The sequence below is a fragment of the Phyllobacterium sp. SYP-B3895 genome (genome assembly GCF_009647635.1).
Lineage (GTDB): Bacteria > Pseudomonadota > Alphaproteobacteria > Rhizobiales > Rhizobiaceae > Phyllobacterium > Phyllobacterium pellucidum.
Map to the genome: position 1 here is coordinate 807,603 of NZ_WJIG01000002.1, position 18,252 is coordinate 825,854.

19 protein-coding genes and 1 pseudogene are annotated in these 18,252 nt (G+C 58.3%); 9 read left to right on the forward strand and 11 right to left on the reverse strand.

What is annotated here, in order from left to right; genetic code table 11:
* Positions 1-9: 9 nt before the first annotated feature.
* The 3 genes and pseudogenes from GF108_RS10370 to GF108_RS10380 all read right to left on the reverse strand — a co-directional run bounded on the left by GF108_RS10370 (position 10) and on the right by GF108_RS10380 (position 2,497).
* Positions 10-1,223 (reverse strand): annotated as a pseudogene (locus GF108_RS10370) (DNA-packaging protein).
* Complete coding sequence (locus GF108_RS10375; RefSeq protein WP_153667880.1) at positions 1,183-1,716, reverse strand: hypothetical protein; 534 nt, start codon at positions 1,714-1,716, stop codon at positions 1,183-1,185. The pseudogene GF108_RS10370 and the gene GF108_RS10375 overlap by 41 nt, the downstream one beginning before the upstream one ends.
* 151 nt (positions 1,717-1,867) lie before the next feature.
* Positions 1,868-2,497 carry a LysE family translocator gene (locus tag GF108_RS10380; RefSeq protein WP_091950134.1) on the reverse strand — a complete coding sequence of 210 codons (630 nt, stop codon included), beginning with the start codon at positions 2,495-2,497 and terminating at the stop codon, positions 1,868-1,870.
* Between the two features lie 276 nt (positions 2,498-2,773).
* Between GF108_RS10380 and GF108_RS10385 the strand changes: the two genes are divergently transcribed.
* Genes GF108_RS10385 through GF108_RS10395 form a run of 3 tightly spaced genes read left to right on the forward strand, consistent with a single transcriptional unit; the run spans position 2,774 to position 6,087 of the window.
* On the forward strand, positions 2,774-4,927 hold the full coding sequence (locus tag GF108_RS10385) for a transglycosylase domain-containing protein (protein ID WP_153667881.1): 2,154 nt from the start codon (positions 2,774-2,776) through the stop codon (positions 4,925-4,927).
* A gap of 37 nt (positions 4,928-4,964) precedes the next feature.
* Entirely contained in the window at positions 4,965-5,549 is a 585-nt protein-coding gene (locus GF108_RS10390; protein WP_027229964.1) for a DUF1214 domain-containing protein, read from the forward strand.
* Positions 5,542-6,087: a DUF1254 domain-containing protein gene (locus GF108_RS10395; RefSeq protein ID WP_153667882.1), complete on the forward strand. Its 546-nt coding sequence runs from the start codon at positions 5,542-5,544 to the stop codon at positions 6,085-6,087. Before GF108_RS10390 ends, GF108_RS10395 begins: the two co-directional genes overlap by 8 nt.
* 171 nt (positions 6,088-6,258) lie before the next feature.
* Here the strand turns inward: GF108_RS10395 and GF108_RS10400 are convergent, their stop codons facing one another.
* Both GF108_RS10400 and GF108_RS10405 read right to left on the reverse strand, forming a co-directional pair.
* Entirely contained in the window at positions 6,259-6,429 is a 171-nt protein-coding gene (locus GF108_RS10400; protein WP_153667883.1) for a hypothetical protein, read from the reverse strand.
* Positions 6,430-7,093: 664 nt separating this feature from the next.
* The gene (locus GF108_RS10405; RefSeq protein WP_153667884.1) at positions 7,094-7,288 is read right to left on the reverse strand and encodes a hypothetical protein; all 195 of its coding nucleotides are present in this window, start codon (positions 7,286-7,288) and stop codon (positions 7,094-7,096) included.
* A gap of 171 nt (positions 7,289-7,459) precedes the next feature.
* Here GF108_RS10405 and GF108_RS10410 point away from each other — a divergent pair, with 171 nt between their 5' ends.
* On the forward strand, positions 7,460-8,413 hold the full coding sequence (locus tag GF108_RS10410) for a DUF2336 domain-containing protein (RefSeq protein ID WP_153667885.1): 954 nt from the start codon (positions 7,460-7,462) through the stop codon (positions 8,411-8,413).
* A gap of 35 nt (positions 8,414-8,448) precedes the next feature.
* Here GF108_RS10410 and GF108_RS10415 read toward each other — a convergent pair whose 3' ends face one another.
* The 3 genes from GF108_RS10415 to GF108_RS22705 are packed head-to-tail and all read right to left on the reverse strand — an operon-like array spanning position 8,449 to position 11,472.
* Positions 8,449-8,796 (reverse strand): DUF1491 family protein, encoded by a 348-nt coding sequence (locus GF108_RS10415; protein ID WP_153667886.1) that lies wholly within the window; start codon positions 8,794-8,796, stop codon positions 8,449-8,451.
* Between the two features lie 14 nt (positions 8,797-8,810).
* Positions 8,811-9,683, reverse strand: a complete 873-nt coding sequence (locus GF108_RS10420) for a peptidoglycan-binding protein (RefSeq protein WP_153667887.1) — start codon at positions 9,681-9,683, stop codon at positions 8,811-8,813.
* Positions 9,658-11,472, reverse strand: coding sequence for a PAS domain-containing protein (locus tag GF108_RS22705; RefSeq protein WP_153667888.1), 1,815 nt, complete (start codon positions 11,470-11,472; stop codon positions 9,658-9,660). Before GF108_RS22705 ends, GF108_RS10420 begins: the two co-directional genes overlap by 26 nt.
* Positions 11,473-11,847: 375 nt before the next feature.
* On the opposite strand from GF108_RS22705, the gene GF108_RS10430 reads away from it, so the two are divergent.
* Both GF108_RS10430 and GF108_RS10435 read left to right on the forward strand, forming a co-directional pair.
* Entirely contained in the window at positions 11,848-12,315 is a 468-nt protein-coding gene (locus GF108_RS10430; protein WP_153667889.1) for a DUF5330 domain-containing protein, read from the forward strand.
* A 224-nt stretch (positions 12,316-12,539) separates the two neighbouring features.
* Positions 12,540-12,965 (forward strand): SufE family protein, encoded by a 426-nt coding sequence (locus GF108_RS10435; RefSeq protein WP_153667890.1) that lies wholly within the window; start codon positions 12,540-12,542, stop codon positions 12,963-12,965.
* Between the two features lie 3 nt (positions 12,966-12,968).
* Here GF108_RS10435 and GF108_RS10440 read toward each other — a convergent pair whose 3' ends face one another.
* Both GF108_RS10440 and GF108_RS10445 read right to left on the reverse strand, forming a co-directional pair.
* Positions 12,969-13,760, reverse strand: a complete 792-nt coding sequence (locus GF108_RS10440) for a DUF6456 domain-containing protein (RefSeq protein WP_153667891.1) — start codon at positions 13,758-13,760, stop codon at positions 12,969-12,971.
* Positions 13,760-14,212 carry a helix-turn-helix domain-containing protein gene (locus GF108_RS10445; RefSeq protein ID WP_153667892.1) on the reverse strand — a complete coding sequence of 151 codons (453 nt, stop codon included), beginning with the start codon at positions 14,210-14,212 and terminating at the stop codon, positions 13,760-13,762. Before GF108_RS10445 ends, GF108_RS10440 begins: the two co-directional genes overlap by 1 nt.
* 205 nt (positions 14,213-14,417) lie before the next feature.
* On the opposite strand from GF108_RS10445, the gene GF108_RS10450 reads away from it, so the two are divergent.
* On the forward strand, positions 14,418-14,729 hold the full coding sequence (locus GF108_RS10450) for a cytoplasmic protein (protein WP_370462154.1): 312 nt from the start codon (positions 14,418-14,420) through the stop codon (positions 14,727-14,729).
* A gap of 58 nt (positions 14,730-14,787) precedes the next feature.
* Here the strand turns inward: GF108_RS10450 and GF108_RS10455 are convergent, their stop codons facing one another.
* Positions 14,788-15,225 carry a MucR family transcriptional regulator gene (locus GF108_RS10455; protein ID WP_027229976.1) on the reverse strand — a complete coding sequence of 146 codons (438 nt, stop codon included), beginning with the start codon at positions 15,223-15,225 and terminating at the stop codon, positions 14,788-14,790.
* Positions 15,226-15,623: 398 nt separating this feature from the next.
* Here GF108_RS10455 and msrB point away from each other — a divergent pair, with 398 nt between their 5' ends.
* Entirely contained in the window at positions 15,624-16,028 is a 405-nt protein-coding gene (gene msrB / locus GF108_RS10460; protein ID WP_113282039.1) for a peptide-methionine (R)-S-oxide reductase MsrB, read from the forward strand.
* Between the two features lie 87 nt (positions 16,029-16,115).
* Complete coding sequence (locus GF108_RS10465) at positions 16,116-18,221, forward strand: S9 family peptidase (RefSeq protein ID WP_153667893.1); 2,106 nt, start codon at positions 16,116-16,118, stop codon at positions 18,219-18,221.
* Positions 18,222-18,252: the final 31 nt, after the last annotated feature.

Genomic DNA, 18,252 nt, shown 5'->3' on the forward strand with positions numbered 1-18,252 from the left:
CAGTCGCCGTTAGGCCACGACGCGGACGCGCGGACTGCCGTCGCGGCGACGGAACAGATCGCCCAGCGCCCAGACGAGGGCGTCCACACGATCTGGCGAACGGCCGCTCGATAGACCGGAGCCGGTGAAGTCGCACATCTCGTCCTCCAATTGCCGGAACCGCGCCGTGTGACGCACCCTGCCCTGTTCGTAGAGTGCGGCGATCGGTTCGGCGCGCAAAGCCTTGCCGCGATTGGCCCGTACGGAACGCACCGGCACCGCCGCATCCTCAGCCGCGATAACCGCCGCGACCATATCACCACCCTGATTGACCTCGGCGATGATGAGGTCGCTTCAAGCCGGTGAAAGAGTGCAATTGCCCGCCTCGCCCACTCGTGCGGCTTGGCCGGGGCAAGGCTCGCATCGGCCAGTACCCAGGCGATGCCGGCGCCATCGAAGCCCGCGGCAACGATCCCGCATGCGTCCGACTTCTTGTTGGCGCTTGCCGGCGGATCGATAGCCACAACGATGCGCTTGAGGTCTGGCACATCAGGACAATAGATCTTCTCCAGCAATGGGCGCGACCACAGGGCGTCGGGGTTGTCCTCGATCAGTTCACCATCAAGTTCCTGTCGGCCGAGACGCGTTCCTCCATAGAGTTCGCTGACATGGTCGATAAAGCCGGGGGCGAGATTCGCCGCATTCTCTTCGGTTCGCATGCGCCAGACCGGAATTACCGGATTGGAGATCATTGCTTTCAGGAGGGGCAAGGGACGCGGCGTCGTCGTAATAACCTGACGCGGCTTCGTGCCGAGCCGCAATCCGAATTGCAGCATGTCCCAGGTCTCCTGCAGATTGCGCCATTTCGCCAGTTCATCACACCAGGCGGCGTCGAATTGCGGGCCGCGCAGGCTATCCGGATCCTCCGAGGAGAACATTGAGGCCGTCGCACCATTGGCCCAGAGAAGCCGGCGGCGGCTTGCTTCGAAGCGCGGACGCTCGGCCCGCGACACCGCCATGATCCCCGAAGGTCCGTCGATCATGATTTCGCGCACGTCGGCAAGCGTTTCGCCGACAAGCGCGATATTGCCGGATTTGACCGCGGAAAAGGGAGGAAGTGCGTGAACCATGCCGTTTACCCATTCCGCGCCCATCCGCGTCTTGCCGGAGCCGCGCCCGCCAAATATCAGCCAAGCGCGCCATTCACCGCGTGGCGGCTGTTGTGCATTGCGCCCCTGGATCATCCATTCCCGGACCGCCGCTCTTGACTCCCGTTCGTTCAGGTTGGATCTGGACCAATTCTCTTGCCCGCATTTCCGCAAGTTCATCGATCCTCTCGTCAATGCGCGTCAGGACGTTGCGCAATTCGTCCGTGCTGAGGCCGCCAACGGCTTCGAGCCGTACGGCGGCAAATCGCTCCTGGAGATCGCCCACCTTTTCGATGGTGCGGGTGAGCAACGCCAGCGTGTCGAGTTTGGTCTTGCTGAGGCTGTCGTCCTCAAGCGCAGACAGCGCTTCCACCTCTTTTTGCAAGAGGTTCATGATCTTCTCGGCGAGCCGCAATTGCCGGCTCTTTTGTTCGAACCCTCCACCGGACAACCCGTTGCGCTTCAAGGAGCGCAGGAACTGCGCTTCGTCTTCGCCGAACAACGGTGCGATCTCGGCTGATGAAATGCCATAGTCACGGCAGAGCGCAACTGCGCTCCGCCGCCGCATGACGGACGAGGAAGAGGCCATGAATGTCCTGTGAGATCGCTTTGCGAACCGTCACCGATCGCAGGCGGTGCTGCCCTGCGAAGCACTGAAGTCACATTTCCGACGATGACCAGAACCTACAGGACGACCGTTACGCAGTCAAGGACTATTTTCCTATATATGAATTTTTTCTCTAGGCCGCTTTGTGCCAACCCAGAGCCAGCATACCAGCCCCGATCATCAGCGACCCGCCGGAGCGGTTGACGATGCGCTGTACCTTTGGTTTGCGGATCGTGTGGCGGGCCATGGATGCCATCAGCGCATAGGTGCCGGCGTTGAGCGTTGCCAAAACCAGGAATGTCGTCTCGAAGATGACCATCTGGCCGAGCACGGGACGCGACAGATCGAGGAACTGCGGCAGGAACGCAACGAAGAAGATGATGCTCTTCGGGTTTAGGGCGGTGACGACATAGGCATGAAGAAAGACTGGCAGCGCCTTCTCCTCCTTAACCGCCGCATCGCCGCCATCAGGATTGGCAACAGGCGCTCGCCAGAGCTTGATGCCGAGATAAATCAGATAGGCTGCGCCCACCCATTTGAGGACGGTGAAGATCGTTGCGGAGGCGGCAAGCAGGGCGCCGAGGCCGAGCATCGAGGCTGTCATCGCGGTAAAATCGCCAAGCGCGACACCGGCAACCGTTGCCACGGCAAAGCGGCGGCCGTGGCCGAGTGCGTAAGAGATAACGAGAAGAATGGTGGGGCCGGGAATGGCAAGGAGAATTGCAGATGCCGCAACGAATGCGAGCCAATGTTCAATCGACATGCGTACCATCCTCGAGTGAAAAATGGCATCAATCCACCGGTGGCTACCAATTGCAAGCGCAATTTGCAGGCTTGCGCTTCGGCAACACTCTTGGATCAAATCATCTTGCGCGGCTTGTCGCGTCTTGTGGCCTTAGTCATAAAAGCGGTATTCTTTAGTCTAAGAAGCCACCATATAATCTCTGCAAAACAGCCGTCCTAAGAAGCTGTTAAATGTAATCCGCTACACCATGTCCCATCAGGGTGGACATGCCAAGCGTAGGGCAGGCAAGAACTCATGGAAGAGCCCAGGCCAGGCAAGGAACGGAAGCGATTTAAGGTCTCGCCGCTGCTGGGCCTTGATGCCTGGATCGATTCAACCCTTTACGAATTGCGTTTTCGCCTCGTCGAGTTCTGGGAAGATACGACGATTTTCTTTCGCCGGTTCCATGTCACCGGCTGGCGTCGCGTCATCATCGAATTGCTGGGTGAAGGCTTTACCTGGGGTACCGCGGGGTCGGTCGTCATGCTGACGCTCGCCATTCCCGCATTTCACGAAACCGAGAAAAACTGGCGCACGCGCGACGACTTTGCGGTGACGTTTCTCGACCGCTATGGCAATGAGATCGGCCAGCGCGGTATTCTCCATCGCAGCGCCGTTCCTATCGATGAATTGCCGGATCACGTTATCAAAGCGGTCCTTGCCACCGAGGACCGGCGTTTCTTTGACCATTTCGGCATTGATTTCCTCGGCCTGTCGCGCGCCATGACAGAAAACCTGCGCGCCAATTCCGTGGTGCAGGGCGGCTCGACGATCACCCAGCAGCTTGCCAAGAACCTTTTCCTTACCAACGAGCGCAGTCTCGACCGCAAGATCAAGGAAGCCTTCCTTGCCCTTTGGCTCGAATCGAACCTCACCAAGAAGGAAATCCTCCAGACCTATCTGGACCGGGCCTATATGGGCGGTGGCACCTTCGGCATCGCAGCCGCGTCGCAGTTCTACTTCGGCAAGAGCATCAAGGACGTCAATCTTGCGGAAGCCGCGATGCTGGCCGGCCTCTTCAAGGCGCCCGCCAAATATGCACCGCACGTAAACCTGCCGGCCGCCCGCGCCCGCGCCAATGTCGTGCTAACGAACCTTGTCCAGGGTGGGCTGATGACGGAAGGCCAGGTGGTCGGCGCCCGCCGCAACCCGGCGACCGTCGTCGATCGCGGCCGGTCCGAAAGTCCGGACTATTTCCTCGATTGGACTTTCGACGAAGTCCGCAAGGTCGCCCAGAAGTTGCCGACCCATACGCTCGTCGTGCGGACGACGATCGATATGGGCATCCAGAAGGCGGCCGAAGAGTCAGCAGAGTATCACCTTCGCCAGTACGGCAAGGAATATAACGTCACGCAAGCGGCCATCGTCGTTCTTGAAAACAATGGCGCTGTTCGGGCAATCGTCGGCGGACGCGACTATGGTGAAAGCCAGTTCAACCGCGCGACGGCGGCCCAGCGTCAGGCGGGCTCGTCGTTCAAGCCCTATGTCTATGCCGCCGCGATGGAAAAAGGCATGACACCGAAGACGCTTGTGTCCGGCGGCGCCGTCTCCTGGGGCAACTGGTCGCCGCAGAATTATTCGCGGCAATATCTCGGCAAGATCGACCTGACGACGGCGCTGGTCAAATCCATCAATACGGTTCCCGTCCGGCTTGCCAAGGATTATCTGACGACCGCGCCCATCGTTGCGCTCGCCAAGGCAATGGGGGTCGAATCGCCGATCAGTTCGCACAAGACCATGGTCCTCGGCACATCCGGCATGACGGTGCTCGACCAGGCGACCGGCTACAACGTCTTTGCCACCGGCGGTATTGCCGGAATGCGGCACCCCTTTACGCAAATCCTCAGCCAGAATGGCGACGTGCTTTGGGACTGGAAGAAGGATGGCGAGAAACCGCACCGCGTTCTTACCGAAACGGCCAACAACAATATGAACATCATGCTGGCTCAGGTGCCGGAATGGGGCACCGGTCGGCGTGCGGCGCTGTCCATGACGCGCGTCGCCGGCAAGACAGGCACGACGCAGAGCTATCGCGACGCCTGGTTCGTCGGATTTACCGGCAACTACACCGCTGCCGTATGGTTCGGGAACGACGATTTCACGCCGACCAAGGAACTCACGGGCGGCATCCTTCCTGCAATGACCTGGCAGCGCTTCATGAACTACGCGCATCAGAACATCGAACTCAAGGCCATACCGGGAATCGACCCGACCATGCCGAAACAGGAAAAGGTCGCCGAGGCCAAGCAAAAGGCTGCCGACGATGACGCCGATGCCCTGACCGCCATCGAACGGCCGCGCGTCCTTTCAGGGGCCACTGCTACGGCCGTGCGCGAGATCGGACAGGCCCTGAAAGCCGCCCCGCAATTGAAACTGCCTGTCCCGCCCGAAAAGGTCTCGGTGCTTTGATTGCGTCCCCGAGCACGCCCGTGTAGTCATCGTCTTCATGCTTCGCAATGTTCTCCTTGCCCTCCTTGCGCTTGTGATTGCCGTCGGCGGCGGAACGCTGAGCGCATGGTATGCGGTGAGCCGATTCGACGGCTTCGGTTCGCTCGCCATCGGACAATGGACGGCGCATCCCGATGCTGGCACGCCCCTCTCCGATCCTTATGCGAAAGCGCGCGCGGCGCGCGAAGGCGCCTTTCCGCTCGGCGGCACCGAGGGCCTCGTCTTCTACGCCTATAGCGACAACGAGGGCAAAACGCTGGATCGGCGCTGCACGTACAAGGTGGAAGGAAATACGCCCAACACCCGTTTCTGGACACTTTATGCCGCCGACCGCGCGCTGACCTCGCTCGAGCCAGGCAAGGACAAACTCCCCGCGCTGCACTCGCGGCAGATTTTTCGCAATGACGATGGCGGTTTCAGCATCAGCGTTTCGCCGACGGCGCAGCCGGGCAACTGGCTGGCCACAAGCGGTGGCGGACGCATGGTGCTCGTCATGACGCTCTATGACACTCCGATCGCGGGCAATTCCGGTCTGGTCAATATGGCATTCCCGACGGTTACGAGGATCGGGTGCGATGGCTAGGTTTCTTCGTGCAATCCTGTTTGGCCTTGTCGGGGCCGCCCTCATTCACCTCGTGGTAGTGCTGCTGGTGCCCTATTACTCCGACCGCAACAGCTGGTCCCGGGTCGCCGCCTATGGCGACGATTGGCAGTTTCATCGCGTCACCCGCGACGGCGCGCCGGGGATGGTTCCCCTCGCCTTCGATCCGCTGTTCCAGGCATCCGTCTGCCGCTTCGACATCACGGATCTGCCCGCACACATTACCGGCCTTGGAACGACCCCCTACTGGTCGATTTCGGTCTACAACCGGCAAGGCGAAAACCTTTATTCGATCAATGACCGCACGGCGATCGCCGACCAGCTGGACCTTGTCGTGGCAACGCCCCTGCAAATGATCGAGCTCAACAAGACCAAGCCCGAGTCCGCCGAGAATTCAGTCCTGATCGAAGCCGATATGGATGAGGGTTTTGTGGTCGTGCGCAGTTTCGTACCGGACGCCTCGTGGCAGAGCCAGGTAACGGCGTTCCTTGACAGTGCTGCGTGCACGCCGCTGCTTTAACCAGGGCCTGTTGGCAAGGTATGGGAGGCATCGCTTTGCCGCTGCCAATGCCGGAAACGTTGCGAATGATGCCAACACGCGGAACATGCAGCAGAAAACGTCGGTTGTCCTAAGCTGGACGAGTTTTTCTGCCTCTTGCAGCCGGAATAAGAGTTCCAACGATTTGTCACTCTACGCTGCAAACTCCACATAGCAATCGTAGGTAACAATATCGACCATAACGCCCATCTTCTGGAAAATCTTACGGTTAATCTCCTCATCTATTCGATAGCTATCGTATACCAGAGGATCATCAATGGGATTACCAAATAACGCTTGAAAAAACGCGTGATCGTCGCGCATAAAGTTCATCCGGTTAACGAGATTATTTCCAGTTTTCTCGTATAGACTGATGTACCTTGGCACTATAGTGCTCCTCCTCAAGTTGACGTAGTTCTATCTATCTTTGGTGGTTTTGTCTGCTTGCCTGTCTTTAGGGATCGTACTCACCCAGCAAGCAAGATTGTTTGGTTTGTACCGGCATTTATGCTATTCAGCAGAACCGTTCTAGTACCTCGTTTGAGACTTAGAAATGTTGCATCATATTTCATTCGGTGTTCCTGATATGGAGCGCGCTTCCACATTCTACGACACTGCTCTAACAGCGCTTGGCTACGTGCGTGTCTGGGAGGATTTAACTCCGAACGATCCCCATCAAGCCATCGGGTACGGCTTACCCGGCGGTGGTGACAACTAGCTTACAGCGGAGCGTTTGACTGTGCCCTGGGCGGGTTTTCACCTTGCATTCGCAGCTCCCAACAGACAGGCTGGTGTGCTGTTTCACTAAGCGGGAAATAGTTGCAGGTGGCCGTGACAACGGAGCGCCCGGTTTCCGCCCTCACTAGGGAGAGAATTACTTTGCTTCCTATCTGATCGACCCCAACGGATATCATCTTGAGGCAATCTGCAAATGAGCCGAATAGCGAGCTCAGCGCAGATCCTGAACTATCGTATCACGCTGTGCCAACTACCCCGGCTGGGGCACCGGATCAAGGAACCTGCGATTTGGTTTCGGTTTGACGCGCTTTGGCGGCTCAGGCGCATAGCGTTCGTAGCGCACGCCCGGAAAGATCGTGATTTCGGCCTGGTGGTGCCGATTTATCTCTGCGCTAGGCCGGCGCTTGCTGGTGGTGCTGCCTGGAAATGCTATGACAAATCCCATGACTTCATCCGTATCGGTCTCTGGTTGGTCTCCCTGGATACTCCGATGCCTACGCGCGCATGAACTGCGCCATAATTTCATTAGACATACCGATGGTTAACGGCTTGCTAACGCTTGGCGGCTAATTTTAGCCATTGTTTAACCGCGTTGTGTCCCGAGTGGAGTGTGTTCGTGAAGTATCCTGAGTTTCGGGCGCTTGAAGACCGCAACGGCGGCAGCAAGGCTGACGATCTCCTTACCGCATCGATTACCGCTTTCTGCTGTGTCGCAAGGCCAGCACGGAGCGACGCACAGCAACTCGAAGACCTTGCCGTTCCCCTGCTCGCCCTCGCCTCGCCGCGCGTCCGCCGCCATGCGGCTGCTGCCCTGTCGGAAATTCCGCACGCACCGAAGCGCCTGATCCTGGCCCTTGCCGAGGACGACATCGATATCTCGGCAACGCTGTTGCTGCGCTCGCCGCTGCTCACGCCAAAGGACCTCATCGACATCATAACCCACAAGGGGATCTCGCACGCCCGGGTCATAGCCCGCCGGCGATCGGATGATCCGCAACTTCTGGGTGTCCTGCGCAGCTTCAAGGATACGGCCATAGAAAACGCGCTCGAGATCAATTCTCATTTCGACCTCGGCGGCGATGCGCCGATTGCCGACGCAGCGGTCGCGCCAGAATCGCCCCGGCTGCGCGAAACCCGCGAAGCGCTGAAGGCTCTGATGCGCGATGCTGCCTTGTCCGATGAAGGCACGCTCGCCAACCACCTTGTCGATGCCGCACTCCTTGACGAGACGATGTCGTTCGAACGGGAGTTGGCCATCGCGCTTAACCTTGATGTCGAGACGGCACGGAAAATCATCGGCCACGGATTGAATGCCGAATTGACCATTGCGCTGGCGTCGCTTGGCCTTTCAGCGGAAGCGGCCCATCTGGTCCTTACCGGGCTCTTCGGCCTGGTGCACAAGGATCTGCGATCCCTGCGCCTGTTTATCCAGTCTTATCGCCAGATCGACCGCGACAAGGCGCAGGCGACCGTCGATCGCTGGAAAACCGCTGAAAACTCGGAAAAGCTGCGGCAAAAGCTGCGCGAGATGGCCGGGGATTACGAAGACGGCAGACGCCGGGTGTCTTAGAACGGTTCCTATCAAAGAAGCGCTCTACACCCACATTACTCGGGAGCGATCGGGAAGAGTCCGGCGCGGTCGTCGCGGTAGTCCTCAATCTCGACGACCCAAAGGTCACGGTCCCAGCGCTTCTGCTTTTCGAGGTCGGCATCGGCTATTGTCTCTTCGACACCTTGCCTGACGGCGGAAAACAAACGCTCCTGCGGCTTCGTTTCGTCATAGGCCATTTGCGGCGCCGGACCGAAGAGGTCATAGGTGCCGTCGGCATTGCGGAACTTGATAAAGATCGCTCCCGCCTCGGCAGCGCCCTTGTTGGAGAGCGCCGCGAACGCACCGCTATTATTGACGCGGCGCACGAGCGCCGAAACCCAGAACTCTGATGTAAGACGCATTTTTTAGGCTCCAATCAGTTGATCAGGCCGATTTCCTGCATCTTGGCAAGGAGTTTCGTATCAGGCTCTCCCGTCACCGGAAGTCGGAACAGTTTCTGAAACTCGCTTACGGCAGCCTTTGTCGATGCGCCGACCCTGCCGTCGATCTCGACCATATCATTGCCGAAAGCACGCAGGCCCGCCTGTACGCGAACGATCTCGGCGGGGGAAAGGCCGCCGGCTGCGCTGCTCGCGGCGACATCCTGCGCGGGATTTGTCGATATTTTCTGGACGGTCGCTTCTTCGGTCTGTGCCGGTTTTTTAGCCGGAACCGCAATGCTCGCCGTCGTTTCGCTCGGCTTATCGACGGTTGCCTCGGTATCGATGCCGATTTCGGCGGCCGCCTTGCGATAGGCTTCGATTGCCGCCCGGGTGCCCTTGCCGGAAATGCCATCAACCGTGCCGGTGTAGAGCCCAAGCGCCAGCAGCTTTTGCTGAAGCTTGGCAACCTCGGGATCGCCGCCAGGCGCCAGCACCGGATCGCCGTTGATGGCGGCAGCAGTCGGATCCTGGCTCTGCGGAACCGGAACCGACGTCACCTTGCGGATGGGCGCATCCACTGGCTGATTGTCTGAGTTATCGGAAGCCTTGCCGAGCGGGTTCGCTTGCTGATTGATCGGCTTGAAAACGAGCTCCGGCCTTGTGCGGAAGAACACGCCATCATGCACATGCGGCTGATACCAGAGCGCATTGGCTGAGATGAAGCCGAGCGTCACCAGGAAGGCGGTCGTGCCACCGGCGATGGCCGGATTGCTCGCCACCAGCCCGCCGGCGGCCAGCAGAACCATCGTTACCCGTCCGCGCTTCGGCGTGCGCCGCTTCTTAGGCCGATTTACGGGTTTCGGCATGGGAACCTCCCCTCATATCGCTATCAATCCTGAACTCGACCACGTTTGCCGCCTCATCCTCGATATGATCTTCCATTTGCGGACCTTCGAGCCGGATGCGCACGTCAACGACAGTGCCCTGGCCCGGAGTGCTCTTTATGTTGAGGCTGCCGCCGTGCAGGCCGACGAGGCCCTTAACGGTCGCAAGACCAAGACCGGTGCCTTCGTGTTTGCGCGTGTAATCGTTCTGAACCTGCCGGAAGGGCTGGCCCAGCGTCTTCAGGTCAGCTTCCAGAATGCCGATCCCCGTGTCGCTGATGGAGAAAGCCAGCATTTCGTCTTCGATAAGCGCATCAATCGTAACCACGCCGCCGCTCTCGGTGAACTTGACAGCATTCGACACGAGATTGATCAGCACCTGATTGATGGCGCGCCGGTCGGCGACCACAGTCCCGACCCGCGGGCTGACACGGTCGCACAGAGTCACGCCCTTCTGCGCGGCCTGGTGCGCCATCATGTCATGGACCATCGTCACGGCATCCTTGAAGGCGAAACGCTCGGTGACAATGGGATAGGTCCCGGCTTCGATCTTCGAAACGTCAAGGATTGCATTCACAACCGAAAGGAGATGTGTTCCCGAACGATGCACCAGTTCGACATATTCGCGTTGGCGCGAATCCGGCAGCTTGCCGCAGATTTCCTGCAGCAGCAGGTCCGAGAAGCCGATGATCGAATTCAGCGGCGTGCGCAATTCGTGGCTGACCGAAGAAAGAAACCGGCTTTTGGCGATTTCAGCGGTTTCAACCTCGCGGCGCGCATGGGCAAGTGCATTCCTGTCGGCAACGGCCTGGGCGATATCCGTGGCGACCACCAGGAAACCCATGCCTTCGCTGTGCGGAACCGCCCGCAGATGGTGCGTGGCAAAACGGATGGTGTGCGCATGCTTCGACGTTTCGCCGGCTGCGACGCTGCGCAGCTTCACATCGGCGGTGGCGACGGGCGCGCCCCCCTTTAGATCCGCGAGGAAATTCGCGTACTGCACGCGGTCCGAAACGTGCACCCTCTCCATCAAAGCTGTGCCGATGAGCAGGTTGCGCGCGATGCCGAACTGTTCTTGCGCCCGGGGCGATAGGCACTCGATCGTTCCATCCGTCGCAAGCCTGATCACCACACCTTCGATGACGCTTTCGAGATCGGCGATGCGATCGTCGCGGCGTGCCGACCGTGCATGGCGGGAAAGCGCACTGCCGGTCCGGGCCAGCAGGATGCCCAAATAGCCAAGCGACGCGAGAAGGACGGGCGCAGAAAGGGCCACCAAACCGCCGTTCTTAAATTCCACCATCGAAAGAACAGCAAGGGCTGCTGCCGCAGTGCAGCCGGCCACTCCCAGCGCAGTCCTGGATTTATGGACGAACCATGTTTCGAGCGGGATCGCTGCCGCCATCAGCCACAAAAGCAGGGTGGCCGATGCTGCACTGAAGCTGATCGCGGCAATCGCCGCGCCATAAGCAATTAGCGCAGCCGCGCCGACAGTCGCGCTCTTTCGCGAAATCGACAGCGCGCCGCAGAAGATCATCGGCAATGCCAGAACCCCAACGACGAGGCTCACGATGACTGCAACATCATTCGTCAAAGGGTGAGTTGTCAGCATGGCCACCGCGAGCAGCAACGGCATCGCAAACATGCTGCCGGCGATGCGTGCGTCGCGTGCTCGTTCCGCCGCGTCCACGACGGATGCATTTACCCAGCGCTTGCAGAGACGTTCATAGGTCTCGACAATACTGGATCGAATGACGGAATGAATCGGCACCAGCTTTTTCCTGCTTTCCGCACGTTCCGGCCTAAGCCGGATGAAATGCGGTCATTTTCCGAATGTCGCTTGCAACATTCTTGTCGGCGTTAACTTTTGCAGACGAGGCTTTAAGGAAAGGATAAAGCGGGGCATACCCCGGCCGGTTGTGGCCCGTTTCGAGCGATTGTAGCGGGCATGGTAAATGAAGGGTTGCCCTTGGCCGCCGCGCTTCCTTTCGAATCGTAAGCATGCAGTTTCCGCTTCGAAGAATTCTTAATCCTTCGTTTCTATGATCGCTCAAATTCGGAGGTTTGCCGCAACGAGTTCTTGCCGGTTCTGTGGCAGGCTTATCCCATAAAACGCCACCACTAGGGATCGGGCAAAGGAAAAGGAATGGGTTTCCTGATCAGATTTGCGATCAAGTTCTGCTTCTGGATGATGCTGGTATCGCTGTTCATTCCGCCGGCGAAGGACGAGCACGGCGGAAACCAGCCTGGTCCGCTCGAAGCTTTCACAGCTGCGCGGGAAGCCATTGTCGACCTTGGCGATTTCTGCAATCGCAAGCCGCTGGCCTGCGAGACAGGTAAAGCCGCCTTCGCCAATGCCGGCGAACGCGCCGGCGACGTTGCCAAGGCAGGTTACGACTATCTCGACACACAACTCGGCAAGGACGTGCCCCGGCCGGACGCCGCGGTCGCCGCAGCTCATGGCGACGCAAAGCCCGTTGCAGGCGCCGATGCCATCAAGGCGAAATTGCGCGAACTCGCATTGCGCGAATTGATCGAAGCCGCTGACCGCCAGAGCGAAGCGTCGCCCAGTGTCGACAAGAAGGCGCAGACCGGTACAGTCATCCGTAACTAGCCGGCGTGGCGAGTCCAACGTTTCATCCATCGGACGATACCGGAGCCCAATGGATTTAGGGCAAATTCACCCTGCCCTCCCAAGATTCCGGCTGGCGCACAACCTTCCACTTAGATTGTCTCGCCATCCGAGAAGCAGAACTGTTTTTATCTAGGCAAGACGTGCTCTAATCCCGTGACGTTTGCCGCCAGGTTGCCTATATGTGCCTTGAAAGGATCCAAGGCATGGCACAGACGATCGACGACATTATTGCTGATTTCGATTTTCTCGATGATTGGGAAGATCGCTATCGCTATGTCATCGATCTCGGGCGTGACTTGAAGCCCTATCCTGACTCCGCCCGCGATGCTGCCCACAAGGTAAGAGGATGCGTCAGCCAGGTTTGGCTGAAAAGCTCGCAGAATGGCGACGTGGATCCTGTCATCGATTTTCTCGGCGATTCAGATGCGCATATCGTTCGCGGCCTCGTCGCCATCATGATGGTGCTCTATTCGGGCAAACACGCATCGGAGATCATGGCGATCGATCCCGACGCCATCTTGAAAAAGCTTGGCCTCGACGAACATCTGACGCCGCAGCGGTCGAATGGCCTGCGCGCCATGATCGGCCGGATCCGCAGCGAAGCACAGGCTGCCCTCGCCACAGCGTAACCTTCAAAGTGCCGGCCGATAATCTTCTGTTCCCCAGTGAATGATGCGCTGGCTGCGCCGTGACGGCATTGCCGGGTGATAGTGCCGGTCAAGCGCAGCAAGCGCCGTTCGTAAAATCAGCTTTGCCGAACGGACGGGCCACTGCCGTTCCCGTTCGACAAGCTCCAGCCCCTTCAAGAAGCAACAAACGTCAACTAGGACGCCGGCAAGCTCAGGCCCCACCGCTTCCAATGCGCGCTCGACACGCTGACGGGCAGCAAGCGCGGCATCGGTGATTTCGAGGACGCCGTTTGAACGCGAGGCGCTGCCCGTCACGTCCCAATTTGCCCCGATCGAGGGCATCAGGTTGCCAATCGTGCAGTCCGCGCGCAGCCGTTCGCCCGCCTTGAACGCTTCGTCGTTGATAAAGGGCGCTCCCGCGGCATCTTTGCGCTTGCGGAGCGTGGCAAGGGGCGATTCACTCTGGTTACTGCGCACTTGGGACGTGCCATGTCGGTCAGCAAGGACCATGGTCGTCTCTTCGCGATGCTGGCCGGCAAAAGGATCGTCCGATAAGACGACCCGGCGCAAATGCGCTTTGCCGGCTTCGCTGAGGGAAAGTTCCGTTCCGCGCAGTGTCGCGCAGCCGTTGCTTAGTGCCGATTTGACTGCGGCATGCTCGACCGAAATCGCGCCGTGCTCGCGGCTTTCCAACATCACCCGCCCATTTCCGGCTTGATCGACGAGGAAACCCGGGCCTTTTGCCAGGAAGCGCAACAGTCGCAACTCGCGGTTCTTATCGTTTGCTGCACTCATCAGCGCACCGTCCCGTCGCGCATGAATGCGACCTTTACGATGTTCTCGATCGTCTGGACAATATGGTCAAATTCCAGGTCCTCACGCATGTCCTCGATAAGATGGCATGCATGGTTCACCGTGCTCCGGTCGCGGCCGAAGGCGCGCCCTACCTCGCTCATGGTCAGAGCAAGCGTCACATGCGCAACATACATGCCGATCTGCCGAACCCTTGCCACCGGGCGCTCGCAGCGTGAATGTGAGCGCAGTTCGCGGCCGCTCACATTGAAAAACGTCGAAAGAATATCGATGAGGCCATCGCAAACCTGGAGCAGCCGCTCGTCGAGAGGCGCTTCCTCGTCGACGGACCCAAGCTCCGGTATCTTCGGTTTACCGCGCCTTGGCCGAAGCGAATGGATTATCGCCTTTGCCTCAGGGGCGGAACGGATCAGATTGAGCAAACTCGAAGACATCCTAGCTCCAATTTTTAATAGGAATATCTTCTTATATTGGACCCTTCAAGTGCGTGGATAAGTTTTCCTGACAGCCTAGCTTAACGCTCTGTACTTACAAGGCATTTTTGCCTTCGGACCTCAAAAACGAGGACATAAATCCTACACCCAGCATCATCACGCATACTCGTTTGATCCACAACAGAGGGGGTAAAACGTGTCGGCGATCGAATGGAACAGACAGAAAATCGCATTTCTGAAATCACAGGAGCAAGAGACAAGCGAGGCTCGCCAGAGACTTGCGCTGCAAATTCTTTGTGGCGAGGATCTGAGTACGGTTCTCTTGCTTGACGCGGCGAAGAAGGAACATCTGTGCAAGCGGCTGAAGCGACTGATCGAACGCGAACGCCTCAAGGGCGCCGCAGGCCACTGGAGTTATGATCTCAACCGCCATATTGGCCTGAAGCAGGCGCTTGAAACGCTTAAAACATCGCTTTCCGGCAGCGGTGAGCCGGAGAAACAGTTCCGTACCGCTTGAATGCAAAAACGGCGCCCTGCGGCGCCGTCCCGTCTGCTTGCATACGCCCGTTGCTCGATCAGGCAGCCTTCTTGCGCTTGCGACCAAGGCCCATGTTCTTGGCCAGGCGCGAACGCGCTGCGGCATAATTCGGAGCGACCATCGGATAGGACGGGTCCAGATCCCACTTTTCGCGATACTGTTCCGGCGTAAGGCTGTAGTGGGTCATCAGGTGGCGCTTCAACGACTTGAACTTCTTGCCGTCTTCGAGGCAGACGATGTAGTCGTCCGCAACGGACTTCTTCGGGTTGATGGCCGGCTTCGGCTTTTCCTGAACAGCAACGACTGTTTCGACGCTGCCCCCAACTCGGCCGAGCGCAGCATGAACGTCGGCGATGAGAGTAGGCAAGTCACCGGCTGGCACCGAATTGTTGCTGACATAGGCAGCAACCAGTTCGGCAGTGAGTTCAAGCAGGACGTCGCCGGCAGTTGTGTTTGAATTGTCGAACGTGGTCATCTAAGTCCAATTCCTTCGTCTATTTTTTTATCTCGGTAGGTAGATTAAAATCACCAATATAAAGTCGAGAACACGCGAGGTCTCCAACGCCTTTGATGACACTCTATTGCGGAACGCATTTTATTTGTCAAATCAATACTTCGTTCAAAAAAGAAATATTTCAAATAATCCCGTGAATAGAGATTAACAGGACGCAAACGACGATGGACGCAAGAAAGCCAGGGCCCGGCCACAGGTGCGACAACACTTCGGGAATGCTGACAGCGATTTGCGGCATACCACTAAGACAAAAAATGGCAAAAATGAGGAACAACGATCCGCGTCCCAAGCATTCTATAATAACAGATATTGCCGATTCTAGTGTTCATGCCTACATCTGGCGTAAAAAGGAACCCTCAATGACCACAAGAACATTCAAGGTCGTCAAGTCGGACGCACAATGGCGTGAACAGTTGACACCCGAACAATACCAGATCACGCGAAATCACGGGACGGAACGTGCTTTTTCCAGTCCGAACTTCGACAGCAAGTTGAAGGGGACCTACAAGTGCGTCTGTTGTGACCGGCCGCTCTACCGCTCCGAGACAAAGTATGACTCGGGCACAGGTTGGCCGAGCTTCTACGCGCCCATCGAGCCTGAGGCCGTTTTTGCTGTCGAGGACCGCTCCTACGGCATGCTGCGCACGGAGATAAAGTGCTCGGACTGCGACGCGCATCTCGGCCACGCTTTTCCCGATGGGCCACCGCCGACGGGCGTGCGCTATTGCATGAACGGCAACGCGCTCGTCTTCGATGAGGATTGACGCGGCGCCGGCGTTTCTTGCACATAGTTTGTGAACGTGTATTTCCGCCCGCGGGACGCTCCCGTCGGTAACCATGAAAGTTTTTAGATGACCAACGCTTCGCGCTTCCCCGTCCTTGCGGCACCTCAGTCCGAAAAAAGGCCCGTCTCCGACACACGCCACGGGATTACCCGCGTCGATGACTATGGTTGGATGCGGGCCGAGAACTGGCAGGACGTTTTTCGCGATCCCGCTACGCTTGATCCGGCAATTCGCCAGCATCTCGAAGCGGAAAACGCGTATCAGACAGCGCTGATGGAAGATACCAAACCGCTTCAGCAGCGTCTCTTTGACGAGATGAAAGGCCGGATCAAGGAAGACGATTCGTCGGTACCTTCGAAAGATGGTCCTTATGCATATGGCACGTCCTATAAGGTTGGTGGCCAACAGCCGCGGTTTTTCCGCACGCCGCGCGATGGCGGCGATGAGACCATGCTGCTCGACGGCGATCTCGAAGGCGAAGGCAAGCCGTATTTCCGTCTCGCCTCAGCCGACCACTCGCCCGATCACAACAAGATGATCTGGGGGTACGACGACAAGGGCTCCGAGTTCTTTACGCTGAAGGTTCGCGACCTTGCAAAGCTTCAGGACCAGACGGACAGCGTGAGCGACACGACTGGCGGCGGTGTATGGAATGCGCAATCCAATGGCTTTTACTATACGCGGGTCGATGCCAATCACCGGCCATCGCGTCTCTACTATCATGAACTCGGCCAACCGGAGAGCGAGGACCGCCTCATTTATGAGGAAAAGGATCCAGGCTTCTTCCTCGGCGTCGGCGGCAGCTCGCTGAACGACTTCATCTTCGTTGATATTCACGATCACCAGACGTCGGAAATATGGCTGATCCCCGCCAACGACGCGACCGCCGAGCCAAGACTCGTTGCAGGGCGCGACCCCGGCGTCGAATATAGTCTCACCGAAGGCGGCGACGTGTTTTACATCCTCACCAATGATGAGGGCGCCAAGGATTTCAAGATCATGAGCGCCCCGGTCGACGCGCCCGAAAAGTCGAATTGGACCGAAGTGGTCGCGCACAAATCCGGACGTCTTCTCCTTGGTCATTCCGCCTATTCCAGCCATCTCGTCTGGCTTGAGCGCGAGAACGGCCTGCCGCGTATTCTCATTCGCGATCGCAAGAGCGGCGAAGAGCACGCCATCGCCTTTGACGAGGAAGCCTATGCGCTTGGTCTCGAAGGGAGCGCCGAGTACGACACCGACATCATCCGCTTCTCCTATTCGTCAATGACCACGCCGACACAGGTCTATGACTACAACATGCGTACCCGCCAGCGCACCTTGCTGAAGACGCAGGAAGTTCCGTCCGGGCACAATCCTGAGGATTATGTGACGCGTCGCTTGCTGGCCCCTGCCCCCGACGGCGAGCTTGTACCTGTCTCGATCGTCTATCATCGCGACACCAGGATCGATGGCACAGCACCGTGCCTGCTCTATGGCTATGGCTCCTATGGGATCAGCATACCCGCGAGTTTTAACACCAATTGCCTCTCGCTTGCCGACCGCGGATTTATCTACGCGGTTGCGCATGTTCGCGGCGGCAAGGACAAGGGCTATGACTGGTATGAGAACGGCAAGCGGCTCAACAAGAAAAACACCTTTACCGATTTCATTGCCGCTGCACGGCACCTCGTAGCCGAAGGATACACGAGCCACGACCGCATCGTCGCGCAGGGCGGTTCCGCCGGCGGCATGCTGATGGGCGCCATTGCCAACATGGCGCCGGAGACATTCGGTGGCATCATCGCCGAGGTGCCATTCGTCGACGTAATCAACACCATGCTCGACGATACGCTGCCACTGACTCCGCCCGAGTGGACGGAATGGGGCAATCCGATAACTTCGGCGACCGACTATGAATATATGGCCTCCTATTCGCCCTACGACAACGTTGAAGCCAAGGCCTACCCGCCAATTCTGGCCGTCGCGGGCCTGACTGATCCGCGCGTTACCTATTGGGAACCGGCCAAATGGGTGGCCAAACTTCGTGAGCTTAAGACCGACGACAATCCGGTACTCTTCCGCATCAATATGGAAGCCGGGCATGCGGGGGCCTCGGGGCGTTTCTCACGTCTGGAAGAGGTGGCCTATGTGTACGCCTACGCGCTGAAGCTCGCCGGAAAAACACAAATGTGAACACCATCGCAGAAACTTCCGAGGGCTCCGT